Origin of the sequence: Amygdalobacter indicium (genome assembly GCF_029101545.1) — a bacterium.
GTDB lineage: Bacteria > Bacillota > Clostridia > Saccharofermentanales > Fastidiosipilaceae > Amygdalobacter > Amygdalobacter indicium.
In genome coordinates, this window is record NZ_CP118866.1 from 1,202,908 (window position 1) to 1,218,759 (window position 15,852).

General features: G+C 43.6%; 12 protein-coding genes. 4 read left to right on the forward strand and 8 right to left on the reverse strand.

Annotated features, from left to right (window positions below; translation table 11 throughout):
• Window positions 1-227 precede the first annotated feature (227 nt).
• Window positions 228-1,757, forward strand: coding sequence for an LTA synthase family protein (locus tag PYS60_RS05075; protein ID WP_315568183.1), 1,530 nt, complete (start codon window positions 228-230; stop codon window positions 1,755-1,757).
• Between the two features lie 13 nt (window positions 1,758-1,770).
• On the opposite strand, the gene PYS60_RS05080 is transcribed toward PYS60_RS05075, so the two are convergent.
• The 5 genes from PYS60_RS05080 to PYS60_RS05100 form a co-directional block, all read right to left on the reverse strand.
• The gene (locus PYS60_RS05080; RefSeq protein ID WP_315568185.1) at window positions 1,771-3,198 is read right to left on the reverse strand and encodes a metal ABC transporter permease; all 1,428 of its coding nucleotides are present in this window, start codon (window positions 3,196-3,198) and stop codon (window positions 1,771-1,773) included.
• A gap of 1 nt (window position 3,199) precedes the next feature.
• Window positions 3,200-3,928, reverse strand: a complete 729-nt coding sequence (locus PYS60_RS05085; RefSeq protein WP_315568187.1) for an ATP-binding cassette domain-containing protein — start codon at window positions 3,926-3,928, stop codon at window positions 3,200-3,202.
• 2 nt (window positions 3,929-3,930) lie between these two features.
• On the reverse strand, window positions 3,931-5,262 hold the full coding sequence (locus PYS60_RS05090; RefSeq protein ID WP_315568189.1) for a metal ABC transporter substrate-binding protein: 1,332 nt from the start codon (window positions 5,260-5,262) through the stop codon (window positions 3,931-3,933).
• Window positions 5,263-5,289: 27 nt separating this feature from the next.
• On the reverse strand, window positions 5,290-5,709 hold the full coding sequence (locus PYS60_RS05095; RefSeq protein ID WP_315568190.1) for a Fur family transcriptional regulator: 420 nt from the start codon (window positions 5,707-5,709) through the stop codon (window positions 5,290-5,292).
• 175 nt (window positions 5,710-5,884) lie between these two features.
• Window positions 5,885-6,634 carry a YoaK family protein gene (locus PYS60_RS05100; RefSeq protein ID WP_315568193.1) on the reverse strand — a complete coding sequence of 250 codons (750 nt, stop codon included), beginning with the start codon at window positions 6,632-6,634 and terminating at the stop codon, window positions 5,885-5,887.
• Window positions 6,635-6,878: 244 nt separating this feature from the next.
• On the opposite strand from PYS60_RS05100, the gene PYS60_RS05105 reads away from it, so the two are divergent.
• On the forward strand, window positions 6,879-8,459 hold the full coding sequence (locus tag PYS60_RS05105; protein ID WP_315568194.1) for an aminotransferase class V-fold PLP-dependent enzyme: 1,581 nt from the start codon (window positions 6,879-6,881) through the stop codon (window positions 8,457-8,459).
• A gap of 101 nt (window positions 8,460-8,560) precedes the next feature.
• Here the strand turns inward: PYS60_RS05105 and PYS60_RS05110 are convergent, their stop codons facing one another.
• From PYS60_RS05110 to PYS60_RS05120, 3 genes are all read right to left on the reverse strand, one after another.
• Window positions 8,561-10,021: a leucyl aminopeptidase gene (locus tag PYS60_RS05110; protein ID WP_315568196.1), complete on the reverse strand. Its 1,461-nt coding sequence runs from the start codon at window positions 10,019-10,021 to the stop codon at window positions 8,561-8,563.
• Between the two features lie 156 nt (window positions 10,022-10,177).
• Window positions 10,178-11,830, reverse strand: coding sequence for an ATP-binding cassette domain-containing protein (locus tag PYS60_RS05115; protein WP_315568198.1), 1,653 nt, complete (start codon window positions 11,828-11,830; stop codon window positions 10,178-10,180).
• 170 nt (window positions 11,831-12,000) lie between these two features.
• Complete coding sequence (locus PYS60_RS05120; protein ID WP_315568199.1) at window positions 12,001-13,488, reverse strand: carbon starvation CstA family protein; 1,488 nt, start codon at window positions 13,486-13,488, stop codon at window positions 12,001-12,003.
• A 423-nt stretch (window positions 13,489-13,911) separates the two neighbouring features.
• On the opposite strand from PYS60_RS05120, the gene tyrS reads away from it, so the two are divergent.
• Together tyrS and PYS60_RS05130 are read left to right on the forward strand one after the other, a co-directional pair.
• Window positions 13,912-15,189, forward strand: a complete 1,278-nt coding sequence (tyrS, locus tag PYS60_RS05125) for a tyrosine--tRNA ligase (protein ID WP_315568201.1) — start codon at window positions 13,912-13,914, stop codon at window positions 15,187-15,189.
• Between the two features lie 180 nt (window positions 15,190-15,369).
• Window positions 15,370-15,789, forward strand: a complete 420-nt coding sequence (locus PYS60_RS05130) for a hypothetical protein (protein ID WP_315568202.1) — start codon at window positions 15,370-15,372, stop codon at window positions 15,787-15,789.
• Window positions 15,790-15,852: the final 63 nt, after the last annotated feature.

Genomic DNA, 15,852 nt, shown 5'->3' on the forward strand with positions numbered 1-15,852 from the left:
TCGACAAACAGTTATCCACAAATTGTTACTTTTTTCTACATGGAATTTCTCCTAAAAAGCGGGCAATAAGCCTACTTATGCACGGAAATTATCCACATTTCCACATTTTCCTTCGAAAAGCAACTGTCAACACAGCAGCAGAAAACGACAAAAGTTACGCCGGGGCTCTCGATTTTTTACGCAAAAAGCATTAAAATAAGGTGAATTTTATCGAAGAGGAAACGACCATGAACATTAAGAAAATTTGTCGAAGTTTTTTATTACTTATCGCCGTTATTTTTTATTTCGGTATTCTTAACCTCGGATTTTGTCCTGTTTATATGCACAATGTTTTCGGCCAGGTTCCTCCCGACGCTCTGGTCAACCAATTTTTCAACGCCCAATCCGGAACGCCGACTGCCTATTACATCAAGTACACAATTTTCGCTTTCATTCCGGCTCTGATTGTCCTGCTGCTGACAATCTACGCTTTCCGGCGTTATAAACAGCCGCAGCATCGTAAAATTCGGACTTGTCTGCACGTTCTGGTTGTTATCGTTATGCTACTTGCATTCACTAATTTTGAACGTTATACGCACGTAACCCGTCATTTTTGGTACAATTTTTACGATAATCCGTTAATCGAAAATAATTATGTCGATACTAAAAATGTAGCTTTGACTTTTCCGGCAAAGAAACAAAATTTAATCTACATCTGGTCCGAATCCATGGAATCCTCTTATCAGGATCCGGCGAGCGGCGGTTGTATGAAGGAAAATTTAATCCCGGAACTGACCCGGCTGGCAAAAGATAACTATTCTTTCTCCGTTAATAAAGATTTAGGCGGTTTTTCGCCTGTGCAAACGGCAACTTATACCCTCGGTTCCATGGTGGCGCAAATGAGCGGCTTACCTTATATCGTCCCCTTCCGTCAACCGAACGACACGCCGCCGGGAGCTTTTTTGCCGGGCGCTTACAATTTGGGCGATATTCTGGCCAAAGAAGGTTATAAAAATGTCTTTTATTCCGGCGCTTCCGCCAAATTCGGCCGACAGGAAAACTGGTTCTTACAGCACGGCGATTATGAAGTTTGCGACTTGAATTGGTTTAAGCGTACCGGTAAAGTTCCGGAGGATTATATGAAATTTTGGGGAATTGAAGATATTAAGCTGTTCGCCTTCGCCAAAGAACGCTTAACGGAATTGGCAAAATCTTCTCAACCTTTTAATTTTCAGTTGGAATTAATGGATACGCACGGGCCGGAAGGTTGGCCTACTGCCGGCTATACAGCCTCCAAGTATCCGGATGATCAGTATGCCAACGTTTTAATCGGGGCTTCTAAAATGATTAATGAATTCGTCGATTGGATTAAAGCTCAACCTTTTTATAAAGACACGACAATAATTATCGTCGGTGACCATTTCACCATGGCTCCCGATTATCATCGCCATTATTTACCGAATTTAAGGCCTTCGGTTTATAACTGTATCATCAATCCCCGTTTGACAACAGCAGAGAAAAACGAGTTTCAAAGGCAAAAAGAGGCCATTACTATGGATATGTTCCCGACAACTTTAGCCGCTTTGGGCGTCAAAATTCCGGGCAATCGTCTGGCACTTGGCACCAACTTGTTCAGTGCGGAAGCGCCGTTGGCACAGCGTGTCGGTTTGGCGGCCATCAATGAAGCTTTCTCACAAAACTCAAAATTCTATTGCAATAAGTTCCTGCATAAAGATTGGTTGAAGCAACCGGTAGAAGAGGAAGAAACGCAAGATTAGTTAATGGCAATCGTTAATGTATGACTCGGCTCAAACCGTAAGGTCTGCCCGTCTCAATCTTACTCAATTCCAAATAAAGATAATCAATCGAGTTTTCACGACTGACTTTGAGTTTGCCTTCGACATATAACCAATCGTTCTCTTTTAACTTGTCGACCTCATAGTCGGCCGGGAAAACGACTTCAAATCCCGGCATGCCGTCATAGGCACAACAGCCGGGACCGTAACGGATAACGAAATAGCGCGGCTTATTGGCTTTTTTATCCTCTAAAATGACAAAAATACCTTCCATCGCTATTGTTTTGTCCGTATATTGCTTGTAATTGGCATAGATTTCATTGGTTAAAAGGACAAATTGTTTTTCCGGAATCGGCAGATATTCACTGCCGTCGGCCGCCTGACCTGAAGCCAGATGTTCCGTGCGCAATTCGTTTTTACTGTCCGCCCCCAAGCGTCTGCCGCGCGCCTCACCGTTCGCCTGCATCTTAGCGCCCTGTTCCTTTTTCTCGGCGGCATAATAATCCGTCAGCACCTTGTTCTGCCGTCCGCTGTCGGCACAGGCACTTAAATTAAGCAGCAAACCGGCAACTATTACAAGCAAGGCCGTATGCCGCCGCTTACGGCTGTGCAGCAAACTCAGGCTGCCGCGAAGCAGGAGATAAATTAAGGCTTGAACTGTGACAATTGCCGCGCCTGAAGGTAAAGAGAAAGCGTAAGAAATTGCCATGCCGCCGGCAAAGCTGCCTAAAGCCAGTAAAACACTCAGGCAATAAGACATGCGCAGGCTGCGGGTAATCAGATTCGCACTTAGAGGCGGTAAAATCAGTAAGGCCGAAAGTAAAAGGGTCCCCAGCAATTTTAAACCGGCAGCCAAAAGGAAACTTAAAAGCAAAGTAACTATAAGATTGACAGTCGGCGGTAAAAGTCGAGTTTGGCGATAAAAGCCGCTGTCCAATTGCCAGGCGAAAATATAAGGATGCAGGTGAATAAAAGTGAACAAAATAATCAGACACATAAAAATGATAGCAAGCATCTCACCGCCGTTAACAATAAGAACCGAACCGAACATAAAATTGCAAATATCCAAACTCATACCGCTGACATAAGCAATCAGGCAAATCCCGGCAGCTAAAGCGACATTAGCCGTTAAAACGAGAATTGCATCCTTCGGCTGTTTCTTCGTCGTCGCTTGCGGCTGCTGCACCAAAACAAATGAACTCAGAGCTACCAGCGGCAAACTACAGATAAATGAAGGTAAATTAAACACATAAGCAACAGCTGTCCCCAAAAAAGCAATGTTGGAAAGCGTATAAGACAATATTGCCATTTTTTTACTGAGTAACAAGTTTCCCAGTAAAGCAGCGCAAATAACCAAAAGCGACCCTGTAAGCAAAGCCCGCCGGACAAAATCATATTGTAAAACTTGCAAGAATTCCGTCATTTTACACCTCCGCCGTCAATTGCCGATTCTGCAGCTTAATTTTGTTATAAGCGGCAAATAAGCTCGGATCTTCATGGCTTACAAGCAGCAATAAACAGGTCGGCGCCAAAAATTCCTGCAAAATTTCCGGCAAAAGCTCCGCCGACTTTCTGTCCATAAAAGCTGTCGGTTCATCCAATAAGTACACATCAGCCTCCGCCAATATCGCTCGTATTAACAATAACTTCTGATACTGTCCCTGGGATAATTCTTTCAACTGGCGCTGATAACAGGCACTTAAATCCAAACGTTCCGTCAACTTGGACAAGCGTTCCCGGAAATAAGCGACAGAATTTCCGCCCGTCTCAACTTCTTGCCGTTTGCGCCCGAATAAGTCTTTTATCCTTGAAAATTTTCGCTGTCTGCTGTCTCGGAGGATGCGCAGTTGCACTATATTTCGACAAAATTCTTCAACTGTGAAATTTAAGGACGAATTAACGGTATTCAGCGGTGTAACTGCAGCCAATTTCAATTGTTCAAGCTGCGGCCGGCGATAAATAATTTTCCCGCCTGTCGGGCGTAAATTTCGAGCCAGAAGTTGCAACAAAGTGCTCTTGCCCACGCCGTTTTGCCCGCTCAGCAAATAACGTTTACCTTCCGCAAAAGTAAAATCTACTTGTTGCAAAATCGGTATTTCCATCGCTCTTTCAGCTTTGTTATAAGCAAAATCAACTTTTTCCAGTTGAATCATATTTATTCCCCTTCATTGCCGGAAGTCCGTGCTTCAGGCTGCAAATTCAACTGCACTGAATCATAGAGCCGATTGCAGGCCAACTGTACCAGACTTAAATTTTCCCGTAACAAATCATACATTGAAATTCCGGCCTGTAATTCCTTTAAGCTCACTTTATGACCGCTGCGCCACAAAGCAATATAGTTTATCGGGCGATCGTCCGTCGCCGCGTCTTTTATCCTCGAAGGCTCAGCTTTTTCCTGCGGCCCGTTACAAGGGCAGTCCGCTGCCGCCACACTTGGGTCAATTGCCCTATATTCCGGACAGAAGCGGGCATCGATGCGGCATTGGGAATGCAGCAATGCTGCCGCCTGTCGAGCTGTAATACTGTAGGAATCGGCAGCAACCACAGCAGCTAATTTCGGCCGGGCATATTCCGTATAAAAAATTATCCTGCTGCCTGTTTCCTTAACTTTATTTTGTAAATTCAACAAAGTTTTCATCGACGGATCTTGACTCAAAGCGCAATTATTGAATGCGGCATAATGCTTAAGCTGATAATCGTGACAAAAATAACGTAAAGGGAAACGGTCAGCAAAAATTAAAGTTTTCAACGGCGCCCGCTCGATAATTCGTTGATAATCCGCATCCAGATTCCGCCAAAGTTGCAAACGTTCCTGCAGCTGTTTGGTAATAAACTTATGAAAGTCCTCCGCATAAGCGGGAAACTTTGCCTCTACCAGACTTTGCAGGCGCCGACTCAAAGCTGTCAGCAGTTTCACCTGGTTTTTACAGGAAAGCCAAACATGTTCATCATAAAGCTGCTCCGCTTCATCCTTGGAAGCAGGCTGTCCGCTCACATTTCCGGTAAGCGGCAGCAGGTCAACATGCTGTGTCAATTGCCAAAATTTTCCGGCATCTTCGTTTTGTAATTCGGTTTTTAAGCGACGCAGGGAATAGTCGGCGCTCAGGCCGATACTTATAATTAAATCGGCACGCTTCATCTGATTAACATCTTGCAAAGACGGTTCATAGCTGTGTAAATCGCCGCCGCTGCCCAGCAGCTGTAAGTTAAAATACAGAGGTAAAGGCGGATTTTGGCCTTTTTGCAAGTTGCCGGCAGCGTCAAGGCGGCTGAACAACAAACTGTAAGCCAAATCATAGGCCGGAAAAGCTGTCGCCAACAAGTTTACCGTGCCGCAAATTTTACTTTCAGACGGTTCAGGCTGCGCCAAATAATTCTTACCGCCGCTGAAACTTCCCCCGCGGCAGGCAACAAGACTGAACGTCAGAGACAGAAGCAAGCTTAAAGCTGCCTGCATCCGCCTTCTATAACCGAATAATAATCGCACTGCTGTTCACCTCAAGCCTCAGGCGAATTATTTTTCCGTCCGCCTGCTTTGACAATATTTACACAAACCATAAATGAATGTCATTTCAAAATCAACTTGAAAGCCGTGTTCGTTAAAAATATGTTGCGTTATTTCAACAGTCCGGTCGCATGTCATATGTTCCAAGCGCCCGCAAGCGGTGCATTTCAAATGGAAATGTACTTCAATATTTTCCTGTTCCGGTACATAACGATAATAAGCCGATTTTTCATTGGGCAAAAAATATTTCTCTACCAGTCCTTCATGATATAAGGCCTCCAGATGACGATAACAGGTAGTCAAACTGGCCTGTAAATTTTTTTTAGCTAAAACAGCCGCCAGTTGCATACCGGTCATCGGCTCGTGATTTTGCCGCAAATAATTCAGAATCGCTTCCCTTTGTTTAGTTTTATATTTGAATATAGCCATAATTATCTTTCACTGTAATTTTTATTCTATCTCGAACCGAATCAAACGAATCGGGGGCAATCGCACTTCAGTTGTTTTCAATTATAGCACAATTTGCAAAAGTCATTTTCCGATTGTCCGGACAGTACAGCTCACAGCCGGCTTGCAAAAGCCCCGCTTAGGGAAATTTTCCGCTTTACAGGAACATCAGTAAGGCGACAATTATCAAAATTACAACGGAGAACAGTAATGCCGCCGCTCCGAAATAAGCAATCAGAATACTTTCAATAACCGCTCCCAAAGCGAAAAACAGAATAATCGCATAATAAACAATTGCCTGAATTAAATATTTACCCTCACCGGTTTTCCAATAACGGTCAAGATAATACGTGCCGCTGCGCATATTACCGATACACATAGTCGTCGCGATAGAACGACCGCTTAAAGCCCGAAAACTTTCAACCTGCAGACCGCAGGCGAAGGAGCTCAACATATTTGCCAAAAAATTCAGATTCAAAGGCATTATACAGGCCAAACTTAAAGCAATAATTTCCAAAAGGACGGTACATTGCCGCCAATGCCAGCTGGGATTAAGTTCTTCCAGAATTTGCGGCCAATTATCAAGATATTCCCGATTCACATAGTGCCTGATCCAATCGGCCAATATAATACCGGCAACAAAAGCCAAAATCGGAGTAGCATAACGTCCTGCCAGCTTCCACTCTCTGCCGGCCAAATGCACCGCCATCAATAACACATTGCCCGTTTGTGCATTTGCGAAAACTTTACCCCGAAACAAATAGGAATAGGCATCCATACTACCGCCTGAAAGCGCCAAGAGTAAATATAAACCGAAGGCGTCCGACATCTGCTGCTGTTCCGGCGAATTACTTTGCAAAGCACTTTGCCAAAATTTTCTTGTCCAAAAATTCTGCTTGTCCTTCATCTCTTTGCCTGTCCGTATCACCAAAATACCTAATATATCTGATTATATACCCTCTGCAAGCAAGAAAAAAGTCTGAATCTCCGGATTTTTTTGCCAATTAAACCTAAGCGGGCAGCTTGATATGATTTACAAAAATTTCACATTGAAGGACCTTTTCTTGTCATTCAACGCTTTCAAAAACGTGATTTAAGTCTATAATGAACTAGCTGAAAATTTTATCTGAAAGGGGGATCGTCCAACACTTATGAACGACGAAAACCAAGAACAAAGAGCTGAAAAAGCAGCTCTACGATCACCTCTATTAATGCATTTGCGCAACGGTAAACACCGTGAGCGCATTTCCTTTGCTTTGCCGGGTAATAACAACGGCCTGCTTTACCCGGAATTCCTCAAACGTGACTATTTAGCTTTTGATTTGACCGAACTGCCGGTAACCGAGGATCTTAATGATCCGGGTGCAGCTTTGCAGGCGGCCGAGGCTAATGCTGCCGCCTGTTACGGGGCAGCGGATGCTATTTTCGTCACTTTGGGATCTTCCGTCGCCATTAAAGCCGTTATCGGCGGTGCCTGCGGACGGCAGGGAACGCTTTTAACCGCTTTGGATGTGCATAAATCGGCGCTGCAGGCTGCGGAACTGCTTGATTTGGGCCTGTTGTTTCTGAACTTGGATGTTATTGAAAATCCTGAAAAGTTACACGATTTATTGCAAAAATATCCGGAAGTTGAAGCTGTTTATCTGACTACTCCCGATTTTTACGGCCATTGTTACGACATTTCCAAAATTGCCCGTGTTCTGGAAAAAACTAAGGTTCTTTTGATTGTTGACAGTGCTCACGGTGCTCATTTTCCTTTCGGTAAAGAGCTCATGCCGGCCGGTGCTATTGAACAGGGAGCGGACCTTGTAGTCTGTTCGGCACACAAGACTTTACCTGCACCTACCCCTACCTCCATTATTCTGATCGGCAAAAAGTTACAGGAAAAGCGACCTGATCTTGACAGTCGCAAAATCAGAAAAATCGCCGCTACTTTCACCTCCACCAGTCCACCTTTAATGCTCGGAGTCGGCCTCGATTACGCTATTTCTTACATGGATCTTTACGGTTATAGTGCCACTTCCGAACTTTTGCAGTTAGTTGATAAATTCATTTCGCAATTACCTGCCGGCTTGAAGCGGGTGGAAATCGGCATCAGCAGTGACAGCAAAGATTTACCGGCTAATCGGAAATCAACGACAAGACCTTTGCATGACCCGCTTAGAATCGTTATCGACTGCGCCGACGTTTGCCCCGGACCTGTGATTGTAAAAGACCTGATGGCTAACAAAATCAATCCGGAAATGGCCGATTTGTGCCGTTTCGTCTTAATTCCTCACTTCGGTCAAACTTGGAGCGATTTTTCCCGGACTTTGGAAGTTCTCAACAAGTTATGCGCAAAATATCGCCAAACTTCTTGGCCGGAAGATTTGCGGACGGAAAATTTGCGGCGTCTGGATCGTCACTATCGCCATCGTTTAACAGTTCCCTCCTTCAGTACCAAGCCGTATCATCCGGCTGCCTGCCTCAATTTAGCTTGGCATTTGGATACAAAGTGGGTGGAAATCGACCAAGCCTGTAATCGGCACGTCGCCGAAGCTCTCATCCCCTATCCGCCGGGAATTCCCCTTTTATGGCCGGGCGATACCCTGAAACTTGAGGATATTGAGCTTTTCAAATCGCTGATCGGGCATTCACTCAATGTCCACGGGACACAAATTAAAGACAATAAAATTTACGTTCCGATTTTGGCTTCCGCCGCCGACGATTTTGAAAGCACTTTAGAATATTAAAATTGCCAAGTTGCAGCGTTACAAAAAAACGAAACAATAAAACCCTTGCCGCCTGAAAAACAGGAGCAAGGGTTTTTACTTATATTGAAATTGTACCGGAATCAGTGACGGCAAACGGAATTGGAACCGGCCTCCTGCTTAGCTAAGAAATAAAAAGTCTTAACCATGGTACCGGTAGCAAACAAAGGCAAATATCCGGCCGCTTGGGACAAATAAGCCGTACCGGCTATATCCAGATGCAACCAGGGAATATTTCCGGCTACAAATTCCCGCACGAACAAACCGGCTGTAATCGTACCGCCCAATCTGCCGCCGACATTCTTAATATCGGCCCTTTTACTCTTATTCATATCCTTGAAGCGTTGAGAAACGGGCAAACGCCAAATCTTCTCATCTGCTCTTTGCGCCGCCTTAACCAGCTCGGCATAAAAATCGTCACTGTCGCTCACAACGCCCGTATATTCTTCGCCCAAAGCCACCAGACAGGCCCCGGTCAAAGTAGCAATATCAATAACTTTAGTAACATGGCAACGGGAAGTCACATAATTAACTGAATCGGCCAAAGTAACCCGGCCTTCCGCGTCGGTATTGGCCACTTCAATTGTTTTGCCCGCCAAAGAACCGATAATATCTCCCGGTTTATAAGAGCTGCCTGAAAGCATATTTTCACAAAGCGCTGTCGCTCCGACCACATTAACAGGCAACTTCTGTTCGGCTATCGCATACATGGCGCCGATAACGGTTGCTCCGCCGGTCATATCCGTAAACATCGTGGACATACCTTCAGTCGACTTAATCGAATAACCGCCGGCATCATAACAGATACCCTTACCCACTAAACCTAAGCGTTCCTCGCTCGCCGGATTACCTTCATAAGTCATCAGCAAAAATTTCGCTTCTCTATCCGAACCTTGCGCTACAGCCAAAAAAGCCTGCATGCCTAAAGCCGCACACTCCGCCTGACTTAAAACTTCCACTTTCACGCCGACTTTTTCCAGTTTTTCCCGAGCAAATTCGCAAACTTTCTCCGGATACATAACATTAGCCGGTTGATTGGCCAAATATTGAGTCATCTCAATACCGCTCATAATATCCCGCATTTCTTGCAAAAGGCTCTGCAACTTCGGCACCTTTTCCGCCGGCACGCTTAAATCCACCTGCAAAGGGAGCTGCTCTTCTTTATTTGTCAAATAATCGTCAAATTGATGTTCTGCCCGCCAAAAGCCTTCGAAGACTGCCTGAGCCGTCAAACCGAGGCACAAATTATCCGGCGCCAATTCCAGCTTAATTGCCTGCAGCCGATGCTTACGGGCACAAAGACCAATTTTAAAAGCCAACAGGCGATAATCATCCACCGTCAACGGCTCCTGCGTCGTTGTTCCGGCGACAAATTTCTCCGTCGCACCGTTAAAATTCGGTTGATAATAAGTTTCGCCGAGTTTGCCGTCAAAGCAGGCACAAGCTTGTAACTTCCGCCCCTCCTGACAAACTTCAAGATGTTGCTTATTTACAAGCTCCACGCTCAGGCCCTGATTTTGATTGAATGTAAAAGTTGTAGTCATGTCAAACCTTCCCGGATGTTTTTCTTCCATTCTAAAGCATTCCTGCCCGAAAGCCAACTGCCCGACGCCAAGTACTGCTATTAATCTTTATGAAGCGCCAATTGAAGCGCCAATTGGAATATCTGATAAATTCCGCTCGTCGGTGCCGACAGCGTTTTATTCTAAAACTATTTCTTCCGCCCCCGGTATAAGCTCAGCGGCATGTGATATAACTGCAATAATTTTGTTTTGTTTTTTCTCTAACAACAGATCATTCAACTGCGTCATAACGTTCACCGCCAAATTATTATACGGCTCATCCAACAAAATCATTTCCGCCTCGGGCTTCAGCAAAGTCACTATAATGCGCAAAAGCTGTCTTTCACCGCCGGACAGTTCCAATAAGCTTTTGTCAACAACCTCAGTCCACGGGGTATTATTAAGCTTCGTAAAAAGGCGTCCGATCTCACACAATACGTTCTGAGAGGTATCTGCAGCCTCTGAAAGATAAATTTGGGCATATGTTCCGACTGAAATATCATAAACAGCTTCATTTTGAAGCAATACGGCAATTTTTTTCGCACGCAGCAAATTAAAATTAATTTCTTCAGCCCGTGTCCGATTGTAAATAATCTCACCGGAATCAGGTTCCGTGTACAAGCCTAAAAGATACATAAACAGCGTTGATTTGCCTATGCCGTTTTTGCCGCGCAGCTCATAAATATGTCCCCGTTTGAAATGCAGATTAAGATTCTTACTGAACAGCAATTTATTCGTTCCTAAGGACTTAATGTTAAAATCCTTTAATTCCAAATCATCTATATTCGTACAGTTTTCGCAGCCGACAACATCATCTGCAAGTTCGTATAATTCAAGCATTCTCATCTTAGCTGCCAGATAAGCCTGATAACTGACTGCCAGTGCAAAAATACCTTCTATATTCTGCCATAACAAACTTAAGTACTGCATAATTGTCGTAAGCAGGCCGATTGTTAACTTACCGGCTGAAACATAGATACCGCCTACAATAAGAATAAATATCTGGGCGAAAAAATTCAGGACAATCTGACCGCCGGAAACTAAATATTTCAGCTTAAAGTTTCTAAAAACAAGCGAAAACAAATGATTTTGTGAGCATATCAAATGATTCTGTTCAAAAGAGCGATTTTCTTTTGCTTTTATTTCTGCAAGGCGTTCATACACGGAATTACAGTCGTTATAAAACTTATTATGCGCCTCACTCAAAATATAAAAAATGTTATACAAAGAATTCTTAAAAAACTTATACAGTACGACATAGATAATCACGATCAAAAATATTAACAAGCTGACTTGCGGCTGAATATAGAATATCGTGAAAATTAATACAAGCAGCGAAAAAGCCATATTTATCATCTGTGGAATTTTCAGCAAAATAAAATCAAGTATACATTCAATATCCTGCTGTACACGGTTGTGCAAATAGCTACCTTCAAAATCGGCAAGCGAGGTCAACTTCTTTCCCAGCAAAGCCTGAATAAAATTAATTTGTGCTGAAGCGCTTTTGTAGGGAAGCAGATAATATTCAAAATAACTTAAAATGTAGGAAAGAACCATCCGAACAAGGAAAAGCCCGATAATAACAGCCGCCCACTTAAGCACAGAATTGACGAAGCTGCCGTCTACCATACTATTAATAATCCGTCCTTCGGCATAGGGCAAAAAGATACTCACGGCACTAACTGCAAGCAAAGATAAAAGCTGAACTGCAAAAAACAGCTTATATTTAACTTTCAGCTTTTTCAGTAAATCTATCGTTTTTTTCCTTAAACAACTCGCTTTATTTGCCACACTAAAACCCCCGTTTTTAATTTGCGACTATAATATCAAATACTTTTGTAGTTGTCAACGCAGATATATCAGCACGGTACAGCCCGATGCTTAAGCTCCCCTACATTTCAGCATAAAAAAACCGCCTCACCCGAAGATGAAGCGGTTAATTAAAGTCCTAATTTCGTCAATTATTCCTTGATGAATTTATCTTCAGCTTTGCACTTGGCTTGAGCTTTGAAGAAAGCGGCAGTTACCACGATAGCTACAACAGCGGCGATAACGATACCGATTATTCTTGCGACTTCCGGTCCTAAAGGACGCATCAAAGCACCCAATCCTTCCGGAGCCAAAATAATGTAATCGACACAAACCAAAGTCATGAAGATAGCCGGAACCAAAGTAATCCAATATCTGCGTTGACGCTTCATCAACCAAACTGAAGACGACCACAGACCGAACATAGCCAAAGTCTGGTTAGACCAAGCGAAATAACGCCAAATAATACTGAAGTCGACTTGGGCCAGAATAATACCGATGACAAAGAGCGGTATAGCAATCATGAAACGATTCTTCACACTCTTCTGATCCATATGTAAAATATCGGCAATAACCAAACGAGCACCGCGGAAAGCCGTATCACCTGAAGTAATAGGAGCTGCAACAACACCTAAGACAGCCAGAACAGATCCAAGTCCACCTAAAGTCATCTGCGCTACTTTATTAACAACTTGCGGAGCCGTACCTGCAGCAGCCAAACCTTGTAACTGGCTTTGCAGACCCAAACCGGCTTTCGGGAAGAGGGTAATAGCGGCAGCTGCCCAAATAGTAGCAACAATACCTTCACCGATCATTGCCAGATAGAAGACACGACCGCCGTCGGATTCTTTCTTGATACAACGACCGATAATCGGCGACTGTGTAGCATGGAAACCACTGATAGCGCCGCAGGCGATGGAGATGCAGAGGAACGGGAAAATATCCAATGTTTTATGATAGTTGAGCTGTTTGAAAACTTCCGTAATTTCAGGAGTGTAATACTTGCCGGTGATATTACCGTAAATCAAAACTACAGAAATACCTACCGCCATAAAGAACAGGCACAAACCGAAAATCGGGTACAATCTTGCAATAATCTTGTCGACGGACATAACTGTTGCCAAGAGGTAATAGAACAAAATAATGACCAACAAAACTCTCAAATCAACAGCGCCGCGTAATAATGTATGCAAAATTTCAGCCGGGGAACGCCAGAAGACGACTGCCACCAAAACCAACAGTACTAAGGACAAAATACGCAAAACATATTTAGCAACCGTACCCAAGTTTTTACCGACAATCTCACCGACTGTAGCGCCATCCTGTCTGACCGACAGCATGCCGGAGAAATAATCGTGAACTGCACCGCCGAAAATACAACCGAATGTGATCCACACAAAGGCCATCGGACCGAATGCAACACCGGCGATAGCACCGAAAATCGGGCCTGTACCGACGACATTCAAGAACTGAATGAACAATGACTTAAATGCACCCAAAGGTACATAGTCAACACCGTCCGGCATTCTGATAGCGGGAGTTTTGCGGGAATCATCCGCGCCGAAAACTCTCTCTACATACTTACCGTAGAATAAATAACCTAGGATCAAAATAACCAGAGATCCAATAAAGGTAAACATAAAGAGCCTCCTAAAATGCTAATCCCAACAGTCTCAAACTGTTTTATGTATAAATTAGCACAATTTGCGAAAAATCAAAGAAAAAACGGCTTTTATCGAATAATTTCGTCTTTTTAATAATTTTTTGCATAATAATTTGTGCAAAATGTAGAATTATTGCAAAAATACTTGCATTTCAATGTGCAACATATACACAAAATGGGGAAAGAGGAATTATTTACTTCTTATTATACACCTTTCACACAACACTGACGCACTGTCACAAACAATTAACTTTCAAGGACCTTCAACGGGACTTACCGCAGGCAGCACACTTCCGGATTTTTCCTCCGACTATTTGCGCGATTTTTATTAAACTCCCCCAAATTCGGCATAATGTGGTATAATTTCGGTCATCATAAATTTTGAAAGAGGTTGGTTAATATGATAACTAAAGAAGAACAGCGACAAATTCGTGAACACAGCTTATCTTTAGCCAAGAAGATAATTGCCGGGCGCAATGTCTTCGACGTTCTGCAGGAACGCGGCTATATTATGCAATGTACAAATGTTGACAGTGTCAGAGAATATTTAGGCACTTCCGGACGTTATCTGTATACCGGCTTTGATCCGACTGCAGACAGTCTTCATATCGGGCATTTTCTCCCTATCATGGTTATGGCTTATGCCCATGCTGCCGGACATCATCCGATTGCTTTAATGGGCGGCGGAACGGGAATGATCGGCGATCCTTCAGGTCGAACCGATTTGCGCAAGGTTCTCACGGAAGAAACCGTGGCCCGCAATGTAGAATGTATTCAGCAACAAATGGGGATTTTGCTCGACTTTGACGACAATGGTGCCGTTTTAGTCAATAACGCCGATTGGCTGCTGAATCTTAACTATATTTCTTTCTTGAGAGATGTAGGTTCACAATTTTCCGTTAACAAAATGTTGACGGCGGAATGTTATAAGCGGAGAATGGAAAAGGGCTTAACTTTCCTGGAATTCAACTATATGTTGTTACAGGCTTACGATTTTCTCAGCCTCTATCGGCGTTATGATTTACGCCTGGAACTGGGTGGTGATGATCAATGGTCCAACATTCTGGCCGGCATCGACCTTGTAAGGCGCAAAGAGCAGCAGGAAGTATTCGGCTGTACCTTCACCCTCTTAACTAATTCGGAAGGCGTAAAAATGGGCAAAACTGCCAACGGTGCCGTTTGGATTAACGAAGACAAGTTCAGTGTATTCGATTTTTACCAATACTGGCGTAATGTCGGCGATCAGGATGTTCTGCATTTCCTGAAGCTCTTAACTTTCACCCCTTTGGATGAAATTAAATCTTATGAAAGTCTGAGCGGTGCGGAATTGAATCCGATTAAAGAGCTTCTGGCCTTCCGCTTGACAGAAATTATCCACGGCACAGCCAAGGCTGAAGCAGCCCGCGCCAAAGCCAAGGACCTGTTCACAGGTAATGCCGCCTCCGGGGCCACCGTTTATGAAGTACAAAATCCGGATTTGAGCATTTTGGATATTCTGCTGCAGTGCAAATTGGTTCCGTCCAAGAGTGAAGGTCGACGTTTGTTCCAACAAGGCGGTATTTCCGTTGATGATACCGTATGTACCGATATTAACGCCAAGTTCGATAAAGACAAATTGGCTTCCGGCATCATGGTTCGACGTGGCAAGAAAAATTTCTACCGCTTCATCAGCAAATAAAAGCGGCTGCAATTCGGCTGTTACAGTCAGTACAATCTTGTATGAAATAACGCAAAAAATCTCTATTTTGTGCAAAATGATACATTTATGTTGGCTTACAGCCGCCGATATTGTATAATATAGACAACAAAAGAGTTTACCTTAATCGGTGACCAATCAGAAACAAGGGAGATTATATTTATGCTCAAATTAATTGTCGGTGTTAAAGGTAGCGGCAAAACCAGTCGCTTGGTTGATGAATTGAACACGCATGCTCGCGATGCTGAGCGCAATGTTATTTGTATAGAGCGCGGCAATCGTTTGGATTTGTTAGTTAAGCATCACATTCGTCTGATTGATATCAGCGAGTATCCTGTTAATTCCCTTGACCAACTGTTAAGTTTTATCGCCGGTATGAACGCCCGTGATTATGATATCACCCACATTTTTATCGACAGCATCTGCAAAGTTGCCGGTGTTAAGATTACTGAAGTCAATTTGACTGAATTTGTTGAGAAATTAGCTGCCTTATCCGATCAGACCAACACCACAATCTACGGCATTGTCACGACCGATATAACAACTTTGGATCCGTCTTTGAAAAAATATGTAGTGGAATAAGCTGCAAATTCGGGCCTAGAAGCGATCGCCGAGCTCAATTGAAATTGAGTAAAGCGGTCGTTT